The following is a 19,428-nucleotide window of genomic DNA, read 5'->3' on the forward strand; positions in this document are numbered from 1 at the left end:
ATGCTTACGTAGTATAATCAGGTTGAATCTCCAGTAACTGGAGAACGTAAAATAAGATATTGGAGGTGAGTCATGTGCATGCAAACAGCGGCATGGATTTTCAGAAGGTTTTAGATTCTAAAGCTGTGACGGATACGTTTTCCATTGGGCAAGTGGCGAAAATGATTGGAACTAAGGTCAGAACCGTCCGTTATTACGATGAAATTGGGTTAATAAAGCCTACGAGCCATACGGATGGTGGACATCGATTATATACGGCAGAAGATATATGGCGTTTAGAGTTAACGATTACCTTGCGCTATCTTGATTTTAGTATTGATGAAATAAGCCAGCTCATTTCTGGGGAATTGCCGGTTGAAAAGGCACTCGATTGGCAGATCGAATCGCTTTCGACACAGGCTAGCGCACTCACCAATATGATTGCGATTTTACGTCAGGCGAAGCAGCACCAAGGGGATTCACTGCGTTATGTTTACGACCTCGTTCATGAAAAAGAATTAACTATCGAGAAACGAAAACAGTTCATTTCTGAGAAGGTGGAAACCTTGAACATTTTTGAAGAGATTCCTTCAGAATGGAAGGAGCCAATGTTATATTTTTTCAATAAATATATTGTCAATCAAGCGAGGGTAACAGCAAAACAAACAGCCGCTTGGAATGAGCTTCAGGAGCTGATAAACGATCCCCAATTTATCAAGGAACTGAATAATATTGAGTTTTTCTTCTTACATACAGGTTATAAACCTCGTTACAGTGTAGCCACATGGATGAAAAAGCTTGAGAATATACAATATCGATTGAATCATGCGGTGGATAAAAAACATGCTGCCGACAGTCCTTATGTACAGGCCATTGTCGAGGATATGATTATGCTTTATGTCAATACAGAGCAAGCATTTAATAAGGAAGATTTTATCCGTTCTTTTGCAGAATATGTTCAGCAAACGAGGGCGCCACTGCTCGAACGCTGCAATACACTATGTTCCATTATAAGTCCTTCATTTCATTTGCTTGCAAAAGGTAATCTCGTACTTTATCAGAGCTTACAGCTAAAGCTAGAGCAACTGTCAGATCAATCATGCGAACAGCCTGAAGGCTAACGTCCCCTGGCTGTTCACCTGTACCATTTAGCCTTTTTCCAGCTCAAACGCCGGGTGTTCCCCCATATTTTGCTCCAATAGCTTAAATGGCTGCTGCTTTAAATAATGATCGAAGAAATCCTGCGTGTAATCGTTAATGAGCCGATGAGCCTTTCGGGCATCAACCCCCTCCAGTTTTTCATATATTGGTGAAAACAGATATAAATCAGAGAAGCCCATATGCTTCATGTCTTTTATTTTCATCCAGTAATTTCCACCTACAGCCACATGTTTATACCGCGGTAACGTTTCCTCTATAATTTGGACAGACACTGTATCTGCGGTGTTTTTCACCTCTATGGAGTCATCGGCACTCATCATCATAAAGGGCTTTTTCATCCCTTCTGCTGGAATCCGTTGTTTTCCATATAAAATGCCATCCATATTAATTGCAGCCTTTATTCTAGAATCCGACATTAGCATCTGTGCACTTGTCGCCCCTCCAAAAGAGTGGCCAAACATCCCTACATTGCTCATATCCATGCGACCCGTAAAACGACGATCCGGATCATTATTGGCTAGCTTCTCTACTTGATCCAGCACAAACTTGGCATCTGCTACCCAGCCTTCATTCGCTTTATCCAAGTAAGCGATTGATTCGGTATCTTGTGGCACAAAGTTTGCAACACGACCATCAGCAAAAACAGATGCTGTACTACTGTACGTATGATCTATGCCCACCACTATATATCCATGACTCACTAAATGCTCGATCTGAAAAGTATTCTGATTCTTATGCCCACTAAATCCATGCGAGAAAATAAGAACCGGATAAGATGGCTCCCGATTGGAAATCGCCGCGTTCTCAATGGCATGTGTTTTAACATAAGCGAACGTCGTAAACAACAGTTTCGGCATATTCAGAAGCTTACTATACCCCTCCACAAACACATCTGGGTTAGAAAAATAGAGCTCTGTTTCTCCTTCTGCTTGAGCATCTGCAGGATACCAGATCTGCACCATTAACTCTCGCTTGTCACCCGGATCTGGCGTGAAGGTTTCATCCCGCGCCTGATCCTTCCAGTCGTAGGTAACGGTGCCGATTTTGTACGGACCTGTCGGCTCCTCAAAGGTGAAGACCGGAAGTATAAGCGGCAGCGCAACGGCCACGGAAGAATAGATTACAGCTAACGTTATCAGTGCTATTCGTTTTACGCGGGATGCTTTTGTCACCACTCGCTCAGCAGACTGTTCGGATTTGAACAGCAATCTACCGGCTACAGCCACTAACGGAACTACTGTCATAACATAAGCCGGAATCATCTGCCAGCGCCAGCCTTCAATAACTCCATGTATCAGTATTAGAATGGTGGAAACACCGAAACCAATAAGCAACCAAGGCACAGGCTTTTTCTTGGCAACTAGAATCCAACCGATCAGCAAAAGGTTGAAGACAATAACGACTATCTCAAAAAATCTCATATGCATAGAACCTCCTCGTTTACGTTAGCTTCTAGCTTCAAATGCTAGCTGCTTGCTAATATAAACAATACAATATCCAGTAGGTGGAGATTCAAGGACTATTTTATTCATTCAATCACTGCAACTTAACGGAAAGGCGAAGTTGGTAAATGGCGAATTTCGTCTCTAGATATTCTGTACGAGGCTCTTTAAGCAAGTATTAACTTTATTTTTTAATGATTGCTTAAAAGAAGTACATGGTATAGGCGTTAATAATATAGGTGACCTCTGAGCGGGCAGTGGATACATTGCTTTCTTACTCATGATTAAGTTTAAAGTTAGAATATGTTCAGATTAATTTGTGATTCATTATAACCATATCCTTTAATAGCCCTTTGCGTAAGTCACTCCAATTATATTAATCTTAAGTCTTCTTTTAGAATAATTACTTTCATTCTTGTCTTTGTCGCCTTTGAAAGCGAGTAACTTTTTCACGATTTCCGCATATTCTCATTGAACACCATTTTCGCCTTCCACGAGTATCGATAAACAATAAAACGCAACTAGGATTCGCACAACGATGTATAGAGGATAATTTATTGCTTGTATAAAGTTTAATAGCATCCAGTGCTACTAGCGAAATTAAAACATTAGATGGTTGTCCAATGGGGACAGGTATTAACTCATTATTTTCTACCTTATAAGTGAATGGTGCCTTTTCAATAGCTGTTTCCAGATAATTAATCCACCCTTCAGAAAGATCTTCTCTATCGGCTAAACTTTCATATCCCTTACGCAAAAATGAGCGAATCTCTCTTAAGATTGGTAAGGCCTGACTAGACCACTCTTGTACATTATCTGAAATTTGTTTAGTTAGAAGAATATTCTCCTCTAGTAAAGTATTCACCCAATTAATTACATCTTCTGATTTTGTCAACAAATCATATCGGGTTCCATTCCGAACCACTTCTGTATTTACCAAATCCAAAGATAGATAACCAGAAATTAGTGGGAAGTTACTTTCACTAACCATTATAATCCCTCATTTCTATAATTATTTTAATATTAACCTATTGTAGCATACTTGACAGGTTAATTATAATTGTATATTGTATTAACCATTAAAACCGAAATTTAATGGTTAATGCATTTATAGGAGGAGATTTTTTGCAACATTCTTTTATGGGTAATCGAGTTATTCTGATTACATTTATCACACTTATGGGAGCATTTGGTCTAAACCTGACAGCAGGGCAATTTTTTGCTCCACTGAATAACACCTACGGATGGGACTTAACAACACTTAGTTTAGCAGTGTCTCTCAATATGATAACTTGGGGGATTTTCCAACCGATTATGGGAAAATTGATTGATAGGTTTGGTCCTAAGTCAGTAATTGCTAGTAGTGCAGCGTTAATGGGAATTGCATTTTTGCTATCCGCAACAATCACTGAAGTATGGCAATTCTTTATTTATTATGGGGTTTTTACCGCAATTGGTTTTGCAGGCTGTGGTTCTATGGCCAACTCAGTATTAGTATCGAGATGGTTTGTGAAGAAACGGGCTAAAATGCTTTCAAGAAGTTCAATGGGAATGAACATTGGTCAACTTTTGCTATTACCTTTAACTGGTTATCTAATTGCTAACACTGGTTTCCGCTCTGCATTTGTGGTACTTGGAATGATTATTCTGGTTGTTGTCGTGCCTTTAGTTTTATTTGCAGTTAAAAATAATCCAGAAGATGTTGGTCAATTGCCAGATGGAGATTCTACGGCAATATTTTCACCACCTCGGAGTGCAAAATTGTCAGAGGCATTAAGAAGTGGTCAGTTTTGGATTGCAAGCCTAGGATTTGCTTCTTGTGGTTTTACACTATACTTAGTAACCATGCATCTTCCAAATTTCGCAGTTGATCTAGGGGGGGATACCTCACTTGGGGGGCAATTACTTGGTATTGCTGCTTTTGCGAGTGCAGTTTCAATGTTTGTAACAGGACAATTAACTCGTAATTTTGGAAAGAAAAATTTGTTGATTATGCTTTATATTATTCGCCTGATAGCATTTATTTGGCTAGCAATATCACCGGGGATATGGCAGTTATATGTATTTTCAATTGTTTATGGAGTTTCATCAATGCCAATCATTCCACTAGTTACGGGGATTATTGGTGATCGATTTGGTAAAAATGCAATGGGAAGTATTCTAGGGTTTAGTTGGCTTCTTCACCAAATATTTGCTGCATTAGGTGTATTCCTTGGTGGGTACCTTCGAGCAGTAAGTGGAGATTACTCTTATGCATTTGGAATGGGTGGCTTAATATTAGCAATCGGTGCAGTAATTACATTTTTTATGCATCCAGAATAATCATATTATAGTTAAGCTCTTATAAACTATGAAATATAGCAAATTGACAAGATTAAAGATAATATAGTAGCATGTTACTATATTGATGTAGTAATTAATTATAATGTAAAATGCAATTTAATACGAGGTGTATAAATTGAATGATTTCCAAAGTCTATCTGAAACGGAAATGAAAATAATGAAAGAAATTTGGAAAATAAATCGTCCCTTTAAATCGAATGAATTATTGGAAGTTTTTCTAGTAAAAGAAGGTAAAAAATGGAAAGGGCAAACAATCGCAACCTTTCTTTCTAGGTTAGAAGATAAAGGGATGCTTGCTGTAAAGAGAGAAGGACGGTCAAATGTTTATAGCCCAAGATTATCGTTTGAAATGTACGAAAAAAAGAAAGCACAGGGTTTTTTAAATACGATGTATAAAGGATCTGTGAAAAATTTTTTAGCGACACTTTATGATGACGATATTAATTCTGAAGAATTGGATGAAATCAAAAAATGGTTTGATGATAAGTAGGTTTGATAATGGTGGAATATCTAACTATAATTATTGGTCTATCTATAGCAGGAAGCAGTGTATTGTTATTTTCACTATTTATAACATATCTTTCTAAAAGGACTCTTTCATCAAAGTGGTATTATCGGAATAGAAAATTATCTTTATTCTTTTTTCTTGTTCCAGTCTTTCTAGTGTCAGATTTATTATCGGTAATTAACAGCGAAGATGTGACTACTCAATATATAGAACAATCTATTATTTTTCAACCTGTCTTATCTTTAACAACGGCTTTTTTTCAAGTCGTTGTTGTAGTTTGGGTTATTGGCGTAACGATTAGTAGTTTAGGATTTATATATATATTTATGCGATTCACGAAAAAACTTAAAGCGAGTTGCTTTTCTGTTCCAAAAGAAAATATTGTATACGATGTTCTACGCAAACAGATGGAGAATATGAATCTAAACTCTCCTGTCGAAATCGTATTTTGTCGTTTAAATATCAGTCCCATAATTATTGGTGTTTTTAAGCCTACTATTGTATTACCGATGCATGATATTCTACCAGATGAGTTAGAAATGATAATTAAGCATGAATTAATACATTATAAGCGAAAAGATTTATGGGTAAAGAGAGCTGCGTTGCTCGCAACCATACTCCATTGGTATAACCCATTTGTTTATATATTACAAAAAGAAATCAATAAATGGAGTGAACTTTCCTGCGATGAAGATGTCGTGATAAAAATGTCTCACAGAGAGAGAAAAAAATATGGTGAAACCATTTTAAATATGATCTACCGTTCCAATCAAGAGACAAACCCATATCTTTTGGGTACTTTTTTTGCGACAGGTCAAGTCAATTTAAGAAAAAGATTATTGAGAATATTAGAAGCAAAAAAGGTTAGAAAATCTATTGTATTCCTATCCTTCATAATATTTATAGCTATCGGAAGCGGTAGTGTTGTAAGTGCTAACTTAATTCACAAAAATATAAATAGAGTATCAGAAGTGGTGCTTTTTAAAGCTGGTATTGACAAGTCAACAGAAGAACAAGAAGAAGGGAGTAATTATGAAATAAATTCAGTCAAGAAATCTGATGAATCTAAATTCTCGAGAGAAGATTGGGAAGAAATTCTTAAACAAGTTGAAAATGGTGAAATAGTTTTAGAAGACGAATGAATAGAATAAAGTAAAACATCATTAATTATAATAAATCACTTATACGAGAAATCATATTCTTTAATACTCAAAGAAAGCGGCTTATACATGCATTGCATAAGTCGCCTTCTTTTTAGTATTATCTATCTACCAGCAACATTTGCTCACAAAGGGTTGAAGTTTTATCTTTTCTTTTTTTTTCTTTTTTTAGTTAACAAATAACGAAATAGGAAAAAAACTATTAAAGCCCCTACCCCTACAAATATTATTTGAGAAAAGAACGTATTGAGTTCAAAACCACCCATAAAAATAACTCCTTTTATTTTGAAGATTTAGAGCTAGAAGTCCATTTCACTTTTGAATTAGTAGCACTTGTGATTTTTAAAGTAGTTGTTAAATCAAAAGAATCGCTAAACCCGATTGGTTGACCTCCAATAACTATCCCATTTACTTTAGTAAATGAACCTCGACTTTTTACTGTTTTCTTATTATTAATGACTTTTTTCAAAGAGTCAACTACTATGGTTGTTGGTGCATTTGCTTTTGTGCCAGCTTTAGTAACGTCAGTTATCTTAATAGAACCTTTGTTGACTGTGTAACTAGTATTTATTTTAGCTCTAGCCGCTAAATAAACTCCCCAAAAGTCAACTTTATAACTTGTTTTCCATTTTGAACCTGGTTTTCCACTATGACTAGCAAATGTTGAAACAGAATTTGAATTATCTTCACTAACAGTAGCAGTTTCGGCAACTACAAAACTACCGTCATCGAACTCTACAATCTCTCTATCGTTTAATCCTAAATCTAAGTTTTCTAACTCATCTTCGACTAAATTATAATTAAAAGCACTGACTTTAGTATTTAAATATTGATATACTTCATCTTCTGTGTATTTACTTTGAAATTCAATTACTTCTGGTAATTCTCCTATTTGATCTTCAGACCATCCATCTAAAACTTTTTCTTTAATCAATCCCATCAATTCTTTATAATCTTTCTCCATTGTATTTTCCGATGTTAAATCAGATGCGAATACGCTTAAAGGCGATACTAGGCTTAATAATAAACCAATAATTAAAAATGAATTGAGTAATTTTTTCAAAATTAAAACCCCCCTGTACATAAATATAAATAAAATTACGGGAATCTTTAAACCTATGATTTTCTTTTTCCAAATCAGCATTCGTTTAAAGTTTCCTTATTAACTATCCTCCTTTTACTAGTTATCAACATTCATTTTGTAATTAAAAAGACATGCAATTACAAAAATAAATTATGAACTACAATTATGTAGTACAATTATCACTATACCATTGTAGTGATTCATTGTAAATATTAACTATCCGAAAAGAATGAATTTAGCGTAGGTTAAAACGAATATATTTTTAAAAGATGCTAATAAATCGTTAATAAATTAATTCTAAATTTAAAGACTGTCTAGATTGTTTATTAAAACTACACCATACTTTTTTAAAGCACATTTAAATTAAGCTAAATGAATATATTTTTACTACATGCATGTAGAAAAAAGTAAATATAGCTATTATAATAGAATAATCACAGTTAATTATTCATAGGGTATATCTTTAAATTACTAGTGATAGGTAAAACGTAATGCTTAAAGGAGCTGTAACAATGGTTAAGAAGTATTTTGTAATGGTGTTTAGTCTGTTTTTTATGTTTTTATTTCATGTGGGTACTGCAAGTGCAGAGGAAAGTTCAATTTCGGATATGGATTCAGAAGATTTTGTTGCTGAACTTGTGTATGAAGGGGATCAATCTACTGAAGAAGAATCTATTGACAAAATATCACCATTTTTAAATTTTACTGTTAGACATTCTTCTCTTGGTATAAATAAACATGTTAAATCTAAAAACAAGTATAAAATGTCAAAAAATCAAAAAGTAAAGGTTGGTGTAATTACATGGAAGCCCTCATCACAAAAAATACAATTAGGATTTATTAATGCTAGTAATGGTAAACAATATTGGACAAAAAGTTATGGTGGTGGGAGGAAAACAAGTGGTAGTTTTATACTAAGTGGACCTAGTGGTACATATTATATTGCCATCCGTACTCCATCTACAAATACTAGAAGTATTAATGTAAAAGGAAGTTTTGACTTTTAATACTTAATATGAATTTGCTCCAGAATATAATAGTTGATGAATTAAATTTATCCGGTGACTTTTTAATTTTACTCTATTAATTATATCAGTAGTTTTAACAATAATTTCTTTGTTTTTATCATTATAAAAGAATTTCTAGAAATTAAAAGTGTCGAGTAGACTTTTTGCAAGTTTTCGAGTGGATAAAAAAAAGATGGTTAACTTTTATTTATATTACAAACATTAACAGGGCACTAAAACCAAAAATCACTCTAAGTTATTCCTAAAATTAGAGTTTGTGACTAATTTTAGGAATAATCTTATTTATAAGTTCGAGTTTCATTATAATCATATCCTATGTTCTAAATAAAGTGTACAAAAACGCGTGTGTCTCTTTGTAAGAAATCTACGTTTTCAGTATTGGCTGTTTGGAATACACTCACAAACAATATAGCTTTAAAACCAATAATTACATGGGTGGAATTTCTATAGTTAATAATGTATTACAATCATTAATTGATTATCCGACCTCTCAGTCGAGTAGCCAATGGGAGTTTCACCCAAAGGCTCTCACAGAACCGTACGTGAACCTCTCAGTTCATACGGCTCTTATCATTCAGCCATTTAAGGAGTCATTCGGAGAGCCCAATGTGAAAACATTCTGGGCTCTCTTTTTGCAAGTTCTTTAAGCCATTTTTCCGCACGTCTCCGATGACCTCTAAATCGTTTATATTTGCACATTGCCCATTTGATTAATCTTCGATTTAAACAATCAATGGAATATTTCACTGCTGATGGGTTGTACTTTATGAAATAGTTGAGCCATCCTCTAACGGTGGGATTTATCATTTCCGCTATCATTTCAATTTTGCAACCCGTAAAACTATGAATTTTCATCGTCTTTATCTTGTCTCAAAAGGCTTTTGCGGACTTTTTACTTACTGATGGAAGGAAATTAAACTGTAATCTCCCTAACCTATCTTTAATGAATATTCTTCGAAAGGTGTATCCCAGAAAGTCAAACTCCGTAACAGGATATTCCTTCTTCCTGTCCTTATCTTTGCAGTAGACTATCTTTGTTTTCTTCGGATGTAATTCAAGTTTGCATTCTCTTAGTCGCTGATAGAGTTTTCTCAATATATATTGCGCTTCCATTTCCGACTTGCAATGTATTATCGCATCATCTGCATATCGCTCAAACGGCGCATGAGTATTTGTTCGCACCATCCACATATCAAACGCATAATGCATAAACAAATTCGCAAGAACGGGACTAATAACGCCTCCTTGCGGTGTCCCACTATTTCGTTCAATTGTACATTCTTCGGAATCAACAAATGGTGCTTTGAGCCATCGTTCAACATACAGTATTATCCATGGCTCTCTTATGTGTTTCCTTACTGCCCGCATCAATAGTTCATGGTCAATGTTATCGAACAATCCTTTAATATCGAATTCTATGACGTAGTCATACTTCCAGCATCTTTTCCTTGCTTTTCCTATCGCTTCTAGTGCTGACTTATTTGGACGATAACCATAGGAGTCTTCATGAAATACTGGTTCTACTTTTGGCTCAAAGTACATCTTTACCACCATCTGTGCAACTCTGTCTTCGACAGTTGGAATACCAAGTCCACGTTTTCCACCAGTTTTCTTAGGTATTTCAACTAACTTCACCGGTGGTGGAAAATAGCTGCCCGAACTCATTCTATTCCAGATTTTATACAGGTTATCTTTAAGGTTGTCCTCAAATTCTTTCAAATCTATACCATCAATCCCTGCACTTCTTCTGTTCGCTTTGACTCTTTTGAATGCAGATAAACTACTTGTTTTGAAATCTTATATGGCTTACTCTTTTTCATCAAATCCTCCTGCTTTCACAGTTGTTTTCAGTTTTCGAGTTGAATGATGGTGCCCCTTCGCTCCTTGCCATTACAGCAACTTCGTTACTACTACGAACACCTCCGCCCCTACATAACGCTTCGCTATTTCGACCTCACCTTTCTGTGGTTTGTGTCTTTTCACTTATCATCGTAATGCAGGTTCCTGTGTTTCACATCAGAGCCTGATATACACTCATGCCACCTTAATACCGTTTGCCAAGCAGACAGCATTTCAGGAATCTTCTGCTCTTGTCCCTACCTAGTGGTGATCGGTAGGCTTTGACAAAGTTTTACGTTATCGATACTTCCTCAGCGGTTCACTTGCGTTCATCTTTGTATATCCCACATGATCGTTTTATTACAACCTTTTCCCTAGACGCTTACTACCACAACTCTTTATTGCAGCAGCTTAGGGTTGTTTGATGGATTTGCCTGATTCAATCTCCATCGAGGGGCCTTCCCTCATCTCTGATGTGCCTTTCACAGCACACCACCATCGTACGTACGGATCCGTATACGGCTGTTCAATTTCATACTAAGTATGTACTTTATTGTAGTGTTGAACACAAGAGATTAGTCCGAACTTGGCTAATCTCTTATTCATAATTGTCGTAGTGAATACCCACGAGTTGACAATGCGGATAACACCTTTACTTGTATGGCTATATTTATAAGCATTATATTTGTCCATTCACAATTTGATTAGGTTCTTTCAACGGTTCTTAGCTGTCTCATGAAGTAGGTATCCACTTTTCCACTTCGTGTCAGTGATTTATTTCCTCTTCCAATCTAGATTTCTATAACAGCTTCTGCTGACTTCTCACTATCCAGTCTTGTGATCACTACAAGGTTTTGGTGTAGACCAATGAGACCTCCCCAGTTAAGGTAAGAACTCTTTCCATCTATCTGCCACATATACACCGTATGATTGTAGTAGCAAATGAATTATAACTTCTTTGTCAGTCTTATCCTCATACGTTGCCTCCTATATGCTTTCTATTCAGACCAGAGATTTGCCTCGAGCTTCCTGCAAATTCCACGTCACCCATGGACACCCTTACTTTTGACTAAGTACGTACCGCTACAAGGTCGTACTGAAGACTTCCCTCCTTAGAGTCCGCCCATGCTGGGCAAACCAAAAACGACCCACCTATTAGGTGAATCGTCCTAGTGCTATTCAAGGAACTTCTGCATATCCTCATTTAAATAAACCCAGCCTTTCCAGCCAATATGAATCGTATCACGCATAAAATGAGGGTCGTATTCATGGTCGGAATAATCGGCGTAAGTAAAGCCACTATCATTAATTTGCTTCTTTATACGAGTGTAGTATTCTTGCCGTCCTTTTTCGGGGAAGCCTGTGTAGTCATAATACGCCCCATTCACAGGTATAATGACAAAAAGAGGGTCGGCATTAGCTTCCTTGAGAATATCAAGCATCAGCTGGAAATCTTCATACTCAAGTGATTCTGCATAGGAATGTCCTTTATTCTTTCCTTTCATTCCCTTGATATAATGCTTCCTATACTTATACACGTTGTCATCAATATAAAATTTGGAATGCTGTGTCCGTTTCTCGCCATAAGCATCAGCTTGTGCCTGCAGTTCTTCCCACGTCTTGTCCTTCACTTCGTTTGACTGATGCCGATTAGTTGGTTTATCCTTCAGAAGTGTGAAATACAGATCCTTTTTCTTAAGTAAGGATATATAAGCCTTTGCAGAAACTGAAAAAATATTAAACTTAACCTTTTTGTCATTCAAATAAGCATCATAAAGCTGATAAAGTATCGTGTCGTTCTTAACCGCATCATACGTTATCAGGCGTTGCATCAATTTTCGTTTCACTTGCTCGTCCACTTCCTTATTAAAAGGAAGCTGGTAGGCTTGCAGAGCGGAATAGTTGGGTGCAAAATGCTGCTCGTCTGTACCATGCTTTACAAACCATTGCGGCGATACGATGATGACCATCTGCTTGTTCTTCAATTGATCAGCATGCGTGGCAAAGTTTAAATCATGAATAATAGAGGTCATCCCGCCTTTTCCTATTAAATAAGGTGTAAAGACAGCGGCATTCATTTCGAAATAATTTGATGGATGGAATGGATCCCAGCGCGACAATTCGGAAGAACCATAGATTGGAACATACGTCGAATGTTTGAGCATTTCACTTTGCAAATATGTTCCTTGGAACATATTTGACTCCAGACTGGTAGCCGATTCCTCCAAACGATCCTCCGGAACTAACTTAGCAAGCCATGATACGGGTACGAGTACTACCCCGGCAAACAGGACCAATGCAAGAATGATTGGTCCAAAAAAATACTTCTTCTTCATTATTTCAACTCATTCAGACGATCAACGATAGCATTTGGTGTATTCCATGTATCTCGATCGAACTCCGTAATCGGTACATTGATATCAAGCTGCTCCTCGAATTGAACAAGTAATTCTACTGTCGCAAATGAATCAATCAGTCCTGCGTCGAATATATCCAAATCATGCTCTTCTTTCACAACATCATCTTCACAAACTTCTGCAATAACCTGTAGTACTTTTTCTTTAAAATTCATATTCATATTCCCCTTTTATTGAAATGGTCTGCCAGAAAACAGATAAAAACCGAAACAAACGACATGGAAAGTGATAACGATAGACACAATTGTCATCGCTCTTCCTGTTGGCCAGCGTTTATGTTTTTTATTCCAGGTCTCGAAGAAATTAAATCCGGCCATCATCAAGGCATGATATGCTCCATAAATGATGTACTGAATCGCTAAACCATGCCATACTCCCATTAGCAGGAACAGCAGAATATAACCTAGATTCGAGACGAGCATTTTGTTCTGTATCCATTTTTTCTTCTTCATTAAAAAGACGAAGCGCATGAACACATAGTCACGGAACCAGAACGACAGTGACATATGCCATCGATTCCAGAAATCCTTGATGTTGCGGCTGATGAATGGCTTATTAAAGTTCTCCGGTGACCGGATTCCCATCATATAACTGACTCCGACTGCAAACGCCGTATAGCCGGCAAAGTCGAAGAACAGGTACAAGCTATAGCTGTACATATACAACAGATGATAGATAAACTTGTAATCCGCTATATATTCTAGATTCATAATGAAGTACGTATTGATGCTGTAGCCGGTTATAAATTTATACAAAAAACCAAGGAAGATTTTGTTAATCCCTTTATAAAGCAGTTCCTTGTACTCCTCCGGTGTCCAATGCTTTTCTTCATCCTTTTGAAATCGGCGGAAGCGATCAATCGGACCTGATGAAATTGTTGGATAAAACAGCATAAAATTGACAAGCTGAAAAATCGAGAGCTGATCCTTAATCAATCCATCTCTTGTTTCAATAATGATTTGAACAGCTCGGAATGTCAGATAGGAAATACCCAGAAAGCTTGCCCAGTTATCCACTGCTAAAATCGGCAAAACCTTGGATAAAATCAAAGGCAGGATCGATAGAAAACTTATTACATAGAATACGAGGCTGCTATTCTTTGTCTGTCGATAAGTAATATAGCCTTTGACCAGTACAACCTGAAGAATGGTGAAGGCTACTAACGAGAAGAAGCCTGCGTCCCCTCCTGAAAATATAATAGCCAATACAACAATGGTGACGAACACATTGTAATACCGCAGCCGCTTACCCATTGTGCCGAGAATCATCGTCGGCAGTAGCAAAATACCTAGAATGATAAAGAAAAGGAAAGAACTATACGGGGTCATGCGAATACCTCTTTCTTCATTTTCTTACGGTCTACTTTCCCATTCATCGTCATTGGAATAGCAGTATGATACGTGAACTTCCGCGGGATCATATATGCCGGCAAGCGCAAAGCAAGATCTTTTCGAATAGCAGCTGTCAGCTTGTATTCCTTCTCAAAGTCATGATCGGCTGGTACCACTGCCGCAATCAAGTATTCAATTTCCTCGTTTGGCGCATGAGGGATAACAATGGCAGCCTTAATATAATCAGATTGATTAAGGTGGAATTCAATCTCTTCCAGCTCCATCCGGTAGCCGTGCAGCTTGATTTGATAATCCAGTCTGCCTTGGCAATACACCAAGCCGTCCTGAATAAAGCCGGCATCTCCAGTACGATAGGCGTTCATTCCGTTTATAATGCCGAATGCATTTTCTGTCAGCAGCGGCTCACCCAGATAGCCCTTTGACACACTTGGCCCTGCAAGGATAAGCTCCCCTTTTTCACCTTCAGGTAACAGATTTCCCGATTCGTCCACAACGAGAATACGCATATCGGGCTTTGGATAGCCAACCGGCAATGCCTTCTCTTTCGCGAGCAATTCTTCCGTAATTTCAACAGACGTCACAGCAACCGTTGCTTCTGTAGGTCCGTATGTATTAAAGATTCTCGCTCTCGGAAAACGTTTTTTCAGCTCTTTGGCTACAGCTAACGGCAGTACCTCACCACAGAACAGGAATACCTCAAGCTCAGGAAGCATTTTTTCATTAAAGTCCGGATTCGGAAAACACATTTGTACGAAGGATGGCGTCGATGTCCAAATTTGCAATGCCGAGCGACTCAAGTTCTCAAACAAAAGCTTTGGCTTATTGATTACATCTTTCTCCAATGCATGAACCGAACCGCCACTTTGCAACGCTGGATAAAAGTCCATGACAGACAAATCAAATGAAAACGGTGCCTGATTCAAGAACACTTTTCCTTGCTCTAACGGAAAGTCACCTGTCATCCAGTTAGTAAATGACTGCAGATTTGCAGCGGTTATTTGAACACCTTTTGGATTTCCCGTACTGCCGGATGTATAAATGATATAAAAAACTTCATCAGGCTGGACCCAATATTGATCACCAATAGGCTCTACTGTTTCCAGCTGCAGTGCTGACACGTGTAAAACAGCGATATTATCAAATTCCAGGCTGCTATCTGTTGTATTAATTACTAATTCTGCACCGGATTTTTCCACGATATAGCGCATCCGTTCCATTGGAATGGATGCATCTACCGGTATATAAGGGTGGCCAGCCTGCACACAGGCGAGGAAAGATACCGGTATATCGGTTCCCATATGACCATATACAACAATTGGTGTCTGCCGTCCAAGCTGTCTGGCATGTATGAAGCTTGCCAGTCTGCTCGACCTGTCCCAAAGCAATTCGTAGTTCAGCACCTGGTCCTCTGTACGAAATGCCGTCTGTTCCGGGTTGCTTGCCGCATGCTGTGCAATACGTGTTAAAAGTTTCATGTTATTATCTTCTCCATTTAGAAATCATTATAGATATAGTTGCCTGTATTAGCCGTATGGAAGCCGTACATCAAAAACAAGGTGACAAGAATTGCCAGATAAAAACAAGTATGCAAAGCAAAACGGACACCAGTGTGCGCATACAGCTGCTTGAGTTTATTCATCTTTTCTCTTCCTTTTATTCAAATTTATAGCCGGTTCCAATAACAGTCTTGATGTGATGTGATTCACAGCTTAGCTTAGCTCTCAGCTTTTTAATATGTGTATCGACAACGCGACTATCACCATCGAAGTCCAACCCCCATACGTGATTCAAAATTGCCTCACGTGAAAGGACGTTATTTTTATGGTGAAGCAAGAACACCAATAATTCATATTCTTTTGGCGTCAATTCTACTTGTTTGCCCTCAAGCTGAAGCTGATGGGACTTCATATTAACGATTGCTTGACCGAAGCTGATCATATGACCAGTGGGCAGGTAATGTTCGGTTGCGCGTTTCATTAAAGAATTAGCACGTGCGACTAGCACTTTCGGACTAAATGGCTTGGTTACATACTCGTCGGCTCCAAGTTCAAACCCATGAATTTTATCATCGTCACTAGATCTCGCTGTCAGCAAAATGATTGGTACGCCAGATCTCTTTCGCACCTGCCTGGTAACAGCAAATCCATCCATTTGCGGCATCATGATATCGAGAATGACTAAATCCGGATAAACCGCATCATACCAATCGATAGCACTGCTACCATTATCCGTTTCATACACTTCCCAGCCGTCCTGTTTGAAGTAATCGGCTACAACTTCCCGGATTCTTACTTCATCCTCGACAAGCAACACTGTCTTTCCCATCGTGAATCTTCCTTCCACTCTATATACATAAATTAACAAGGTTATATGTCTTTTATGTGTCCTAATAAGTAATTTATCCCATTATTTGAAACGAACATAGAAACGCACACCGTCAGGCATGTTTTCCGCTCCGTAATGAAATGCATGCAGGTCTAGAATTTGCTGGACGATAGCTAGCCCCAATCCTGTACCGCCTGTCATTCGGCTTCGAGAGGATTCGGTCCGATAGAAACGTTTCCAGATCTCATCCAGCTGCTCTTCCGGTATTTGCTTGCCTTTGTTTTCAATTAAGAATACACTGTCACCGTTTTCTTGATCTAATTCGATTCGAATCGAAATGACAGAATCGCTCTCACTGTGCCGGACAGCATTGATAAGGAGATTTTGCATTACTCGTTCCATCCACTCATAATCCGCCAAAACAGGCTGTTCATTCTTCGGCATGATTTCAATTATGACATTTTTCTCTTTCGCGATACAAAATAGTTTATTTGCCAAGCTCTCAATCATTTCACTAAGTAGAAAAGATGTTTTTCTTAATCGGATTGCACCGTTTTCCAACTTAGCCAAATCCAGCATATCCTTGATCAGCACTTCCATCTTGTCCGACTCTTCAATAATTACTTCAATATAGTGATCTCGCTTATCCGGACTGACACCATCCTGCAGCCCCTCTGCGAAGCTTTTGACAATGCTGAGCGGTGTCTTTAATTCATGTGATGCATGCTCAAAAAACTCGCGCTGCTCCTTCTCCATCTGCTCGCGCTTTTCCATATCCTGCTTTAGCTTTCCATTCGCTTGTTTCAAATCATTTAATGCGACATCGAGATTTTGTGCCATAACCAGCATATTGTTTGAAAGGCTCCCAAGTTCATCCTTCTGCTTAATCGGCTTTGCTGATGAGAAGTCCAGATGCACCATTTTTTTTGCCATTTCATTCAGTTTAATCAGCGGTCTGCTAACAAGACGTGAGTAGAATAGCGACAGCAATAGGATGAGTATAAAGCCTGCGATTCCTATATATACATAAAATACTTGAAGTGATTCATTAGTGTCTCTAATTTCCTGAAGAGATGTGACAGAGAACATAAATTGCATTTCTCCATCTTTCTCAAACGGCTCAATTAGTACTAAATTATGTTTTCCACTCCATGACTCTACCCAGTCCAGCTGCAGGCTCTCCCCTTTAGAAAGCTGCTTTATCTGCGCCTTCTCAAGCGGGAACCATTCCACCAGTGCATCATAGAGAAGTCCGATCCCCCTATTCCACATCCCAGCCTTAGGCAGCGAAATGCTTTTTACTTCCCCTTCGATTGTCACTTCATTATCGACCAGATCTTCACCGACACTAGACGTATTCTTTGTAATAACAGATGGATAAATGACGGAAGGAACCATGGCATCTGCTTCTCCTTGCACAATCAATGTATCTCCTTTTGCGATATGTAATGCGCGCAGCTGTTTTCCGTAATCTGTGACGAGTAAGGAAAGCGATATTTCCACAACTTTGCCGTCTTCTGTTTCCAGCATAATGTTAAACGGATCCTGCACCAGCTGAAAACCTTCTGCGTCCACAATCGTCAACGGGCTTTTGGTCTCTCTCATGTAAGAGAGTGTCTGTTTTGTCAGTTCCTCTTCGCTCCAGGAATTTTTCTCATAAGCTTCTGCTAACTGATGTATGTGCTTTGCTGCTTCTTTTGTTTTATGATGCTGATAAAATCGATCAAAAAATAATAACTGAAATATCATAATCATGGCGTAAAACACCAAAAAGAATAAAGCTGTCACAGCGAATAATTTAACGGTGATACCGCGTTTTCTCATGTTATACTCCTTTATTTCATAAGCGTTTTTTAATAACTTAAGCTATGGGTATGTTATTTATGTGTCCACATACCCCCTCTATATCGTACACATTTTTTTCAAGTTGCGGAATCTTTTTTGTACCTGCATATGACCAGAATAGAGGGCTATCGTGAGCAAAGATAATCAGTATATGAATTTACAAAAAGGCAATTCAATATCTTAGTGATATAGCTTGTTTATTGCATACGCGGATCAGCTCATGTTGCGTTAATTCTCCTTTCACTAATGAGGTCGAAACAACTCATACGCACCTGGCAGCTTGCAAATATTCCACAAGGCTGGTGGTATTGAGAAACATGCGCAAATGACTATACTCGATGCATCTATCCTAGATATATTTTTCGGTTCCGATATCCTGGTAAGACCTATTTCCTTAATAAAAAGAAGCTATAGGAAACCCTGCGTCCTTGAACAAATGTAGAAATAAATTTAGATTATCCCTATACAATAAAGTAGGGAAAACACTCTCATATCTTCCCCCTTATCAAACCGTACATGCCATATTAAGGCATACGGCTTTCCCGTATATTAAAATGTCTCAAAGGTTGCATTCCAGGCTTTTTTGCATCTTTTGCAGTCGGTGAGGAGTAAAGTACTCTTCACCTTTTCTTTTCGCTCGACTTTCTTTTTATAGTTTTGCTTCGCTGTTTTAGTGATTTCCTCCAAATAATTCTCTTCCGTATACCCATATGCCTTGTTCAAATAAAGCCATGCTTTCAAATGTTCCTAAAGAATTAATGACCTATTTTTTAAGCTCTAATTAAGCCAATGAATAATTGGGAAGAAGAGATACTAAACTATTTCAATTCTCCCATTATAAACACCTATACAGAGTCCTTGAATCTTTTAATTAAGACAATGAACCATTGTTGGTCGTGGTTACTTTTTTGAAGCCCTTAGAGCAAAGATTTTGCTTATTCAAGG

The 19,428-nt window shown here is 37.8% G+C and carries 18 protein-coding genes; 6 read left to right on the forward strand and 12 right to left on the reverse strand.

Features of this window, described 5'->3' with window-relative positions; genetic code table 11:
- Positions 1-74 precede the first annotated feature (74 nt).
- Positions 75-1,100, forward strand: a complete 1,026-nt coding sequence (locus tag D9782_RS03995; RefSeq protein WP_240455804.1) for a MerR family transcriptional regulator — start codon at positions 75-77, stop codon at positions 1,098-1,100.
- 27 nt (positions 1,101-1,127) lie between these two features.
- Here the strand turns inward: D9782_RS03995 and D9782_RS04000 are convergent, their stop codons facing one another.
- Positions 1,128-2,561 carry an alpha/beta hydrolase family protein gene (locus D9782_RS04000; protein WP_026682375.1) on the reverse strand — a complete coding sequence of 478 codons (1,434 nt, stop codon included), beginning with the start codon at positions 2,559-2,561 and terminating at the stop codon, positions 1,128-1,130.
- 430 nt (positions 2,562-2,991) lie between these two features.
- The gene (locus tag D9782_RS04005) at positions 2,992-3,573 is read right to left on the reverse strand and encodes a CGNR zinc finger domain-containing protein (RefSeq protein ID WP_121604153.1); all 582 of its coding nucleotides are present in this window, start codon (positions 3,571-3,573) and stop codon (positions 2,992-2,994) included.
- 134 nt (positions 3,574-3,707) lie between these two features.
- Between D9782_RS04005 and D9782_RS04010 the strand changes: the two genes are divergently transcribed.
- From D9782_RS04010 to D9782_RS04020, 3 genes are all read left to right on the forward strand, one after another.
- On the forward strand, positions 3,708-4,904 hold the full coding sequence (locus D9782_RS04010; protein WP_205601747.1) for an MFS transporter: 1,197 nt from the start codon (positions 3,708-3,710) through the stop codon (positions 4,902-4,904).
- 127 nt (positions 4,905-5,031) lie between these two features.
- Positions 5,032-5,415: a BlaI/MecI/CopY family transcriptional regulator gene (locus tag D9782_RS04015; protein WP_226983584.1), complete on the forward strand. Its 384-nt coding sequence runs from the start codon at positions 5,032-5,034 to the stop codon at positions 5,413-5,415.
- 8 nt (positions 5,416-5,423) lie between these two features.
- The gene (locus D9782_RS04020; protein ID WP_026682379.1) at positions 5,424-6,575 is read left to right on the forward strand and encodes a M56 family metallopeptidase; all 1,152 of its coding nucleotides are present in this window, start codon (positions 5,424-5,426) and stop codon (positions 6,573-6,575) included.
- A gap of 298 nt (positions 6,576-6,873) precedes the next feature.
- Here the strand turns inward: D9782_RS04020 and D9782_RS04025 are convergent, their stop codons facing one another.
- The gene (locus D9782_RS04025; RefSeq protein WP_026682380.1) at positions 6,874-7,656 is read right to left on the reverse strand and encodes a hypothetical protein; all 783 of its coding nucleotides are present in this window, start codon (positions 7,654-7,656) and stop codon (positions 6,874-6,876) included.
- A gap of 533 nt (positions 7,657-8,189) precedes the next feature.
- On the opposite strand from D9782_RS04025, the gene D9782_RS04030 reads away from it, so the two are divergent.
- The gene (locus D9782_RS04030; protein WP_026682381.1) at positions 8,190-8,684 is read left to right on the forward strand and encodes a hypothetical protein; all 495 of its coding nucleotides are present in this window, start codon (positions 8,190-8,192) and stop codon (positions 8,682-8,684) included.
- Between the two features lie 603 nt (positions 8,685-9,287).
- On the opposite strand, the gene D9782_RS23495 is transcribed toward D9782_RS04030, so the two are convergent.
- The 9 genes from D9782_RS23495 to D9782_RS04070 all read right to left on the reverse strand — a co-directional run bounded on the left by D9782_RS23495 (position 9,288) and on the right by D9782_RS04070 (position 18,462).
- A complete protein-coding gene (locus tag D9782_RS23495; protein ID WP_200862575.1) occupies positions 9,288-9,560 on the reverse strand; it encodes a group II intron maturase-specific domain-containing protein in 273 nt (90 codons plus the stop codon).
- 15 nt (positions 9,561-9,575) lie between these two features.
- On the reverse strand, positions 9,576-10,424 hold the full coding sequence (gene ltrA, locus D9782_RS04035) for a group II intron reverse transcriptase/maturase (protein ID WP_240455805.1): 849 nt from the start codon (positions 10,422-10,424) through the stop codon (positions 9,576-9,578).
- A gap of 1,295 nt (positions 10,425-11,719) precedes the next feature.
- Entirely contained in the window at positions 11,720-12,880 is a 1,161-nt protein-coding gene (gene dltD / locus D9782_RS04040) for a D-alanyl-lipoteichoic acid biosynthesis protein DltD (RefSeq protein ID WP_121604155.1), read from the reverse strand.
- Positions 12,880-13,116, reverse strand: a complete 237-nt coding sequence (dltC, locus tag D9782_RS04045; RefSeq protein ID WP_026682562.1) for a D-alanine--poly(phosphoribitol) ligase subunit DltC — start codon at positions 13,114-13,116, stop codon at positions 12,880-12,882. The genes dltD and dltC overlap by 1 nt, the downstream gene beginning before the upstream one ends.
- Positions 13,117-13,131: 15 nt before the next feature.
- The gene (dltB, locus tag D9782_RS04050; RefSeq protein WP_121604156.1) at positions 13,132-14,289 is read right to left on the reverse strand and encodes a D-alanyl-lipoteichoic acid biosynthesis protein DltB; all 1,158 of its coding nucleotides are present in this window, start codon (positions 14,287-14,289) and stop codon (positions 13,132-13,134) included.
- Positions 14,286-15,788, reverse strand: a complete 1,503-nt coding sequence (gene dltA, locus D9782_RS04055; protein ID WP_121604157.1) for a D-alanine--poly(phosphoribitol) ligase subunit DltA — start codon at positions 15,786-15,788, stop codon at positions 14,286-14,288. Before dltA ends, dltB begins: the two co-directional genes overlap by 4 nt.
- A 17-nt stretch (positions 15,789-15,805) precedes the next feature.
- Positions 15,806-15,952 (reverse strand): teichoic acid D-Ala incorporation-associated protein DltX, encoded by a 147-nt coding sequence (locus D9782_RS04060; RefSeq protein WP_080668743.1) that lies wholly within the window; start codon positions 15,950-15,952, stop codon positions 15,806-15,808.
- 14 nt (positions 15,953-15,966) lie between these two features.
- On the reverse strand, positions 15,967-16,638 hold the full coding sequence (locus D9782_RS04065; protein WP_121604158.1) for a response regulator transcription factor: 672 nt from the start codon (positions 16,636-16,638) through the stop codon (positions 15,967-15,969).
- A gap of 81 nt (positions 16,639-16,719) precedes the next feature.
- A complete protein-coding gene (locus D9782_RS04070; protein WP_121604159.1) occupies positions 16,720-18,462 on the reverse strand; it encodes a sensor histidine kinase in 1,743 nt (580 codons plus the stop codon).
- An 810-nt stretch (positions 18,463-19,272) separates the two neighbouring features.
- On the opposite strand from D9782_RS04070, the gene D9782_RS04075 reads away from it, so the two are divergent.
- On the forward strand, positions 19,273-19,395 hold the full coding sequence (locus tag D9782_RS04075) for a transposase (RefSeq protein WP_121604160.1): 123 nt from the start codon (positions 19,273-19,275) through the stop codon (positions 19,393-19,395).
- The last annotated feature ends 33 nt before the right edge of the window (positions 19,396-19,428 follow it).

It is taken from the genome of Virgibacillus sp. Bac332, assembly GCF_003667785.1.
Classification (GTDB): domain Bacteria; phylum Bacillota; class Bacilli; order Bacillales; family Amphibacillaceae; genus Virgibacillus; species Virgibacillus salarius.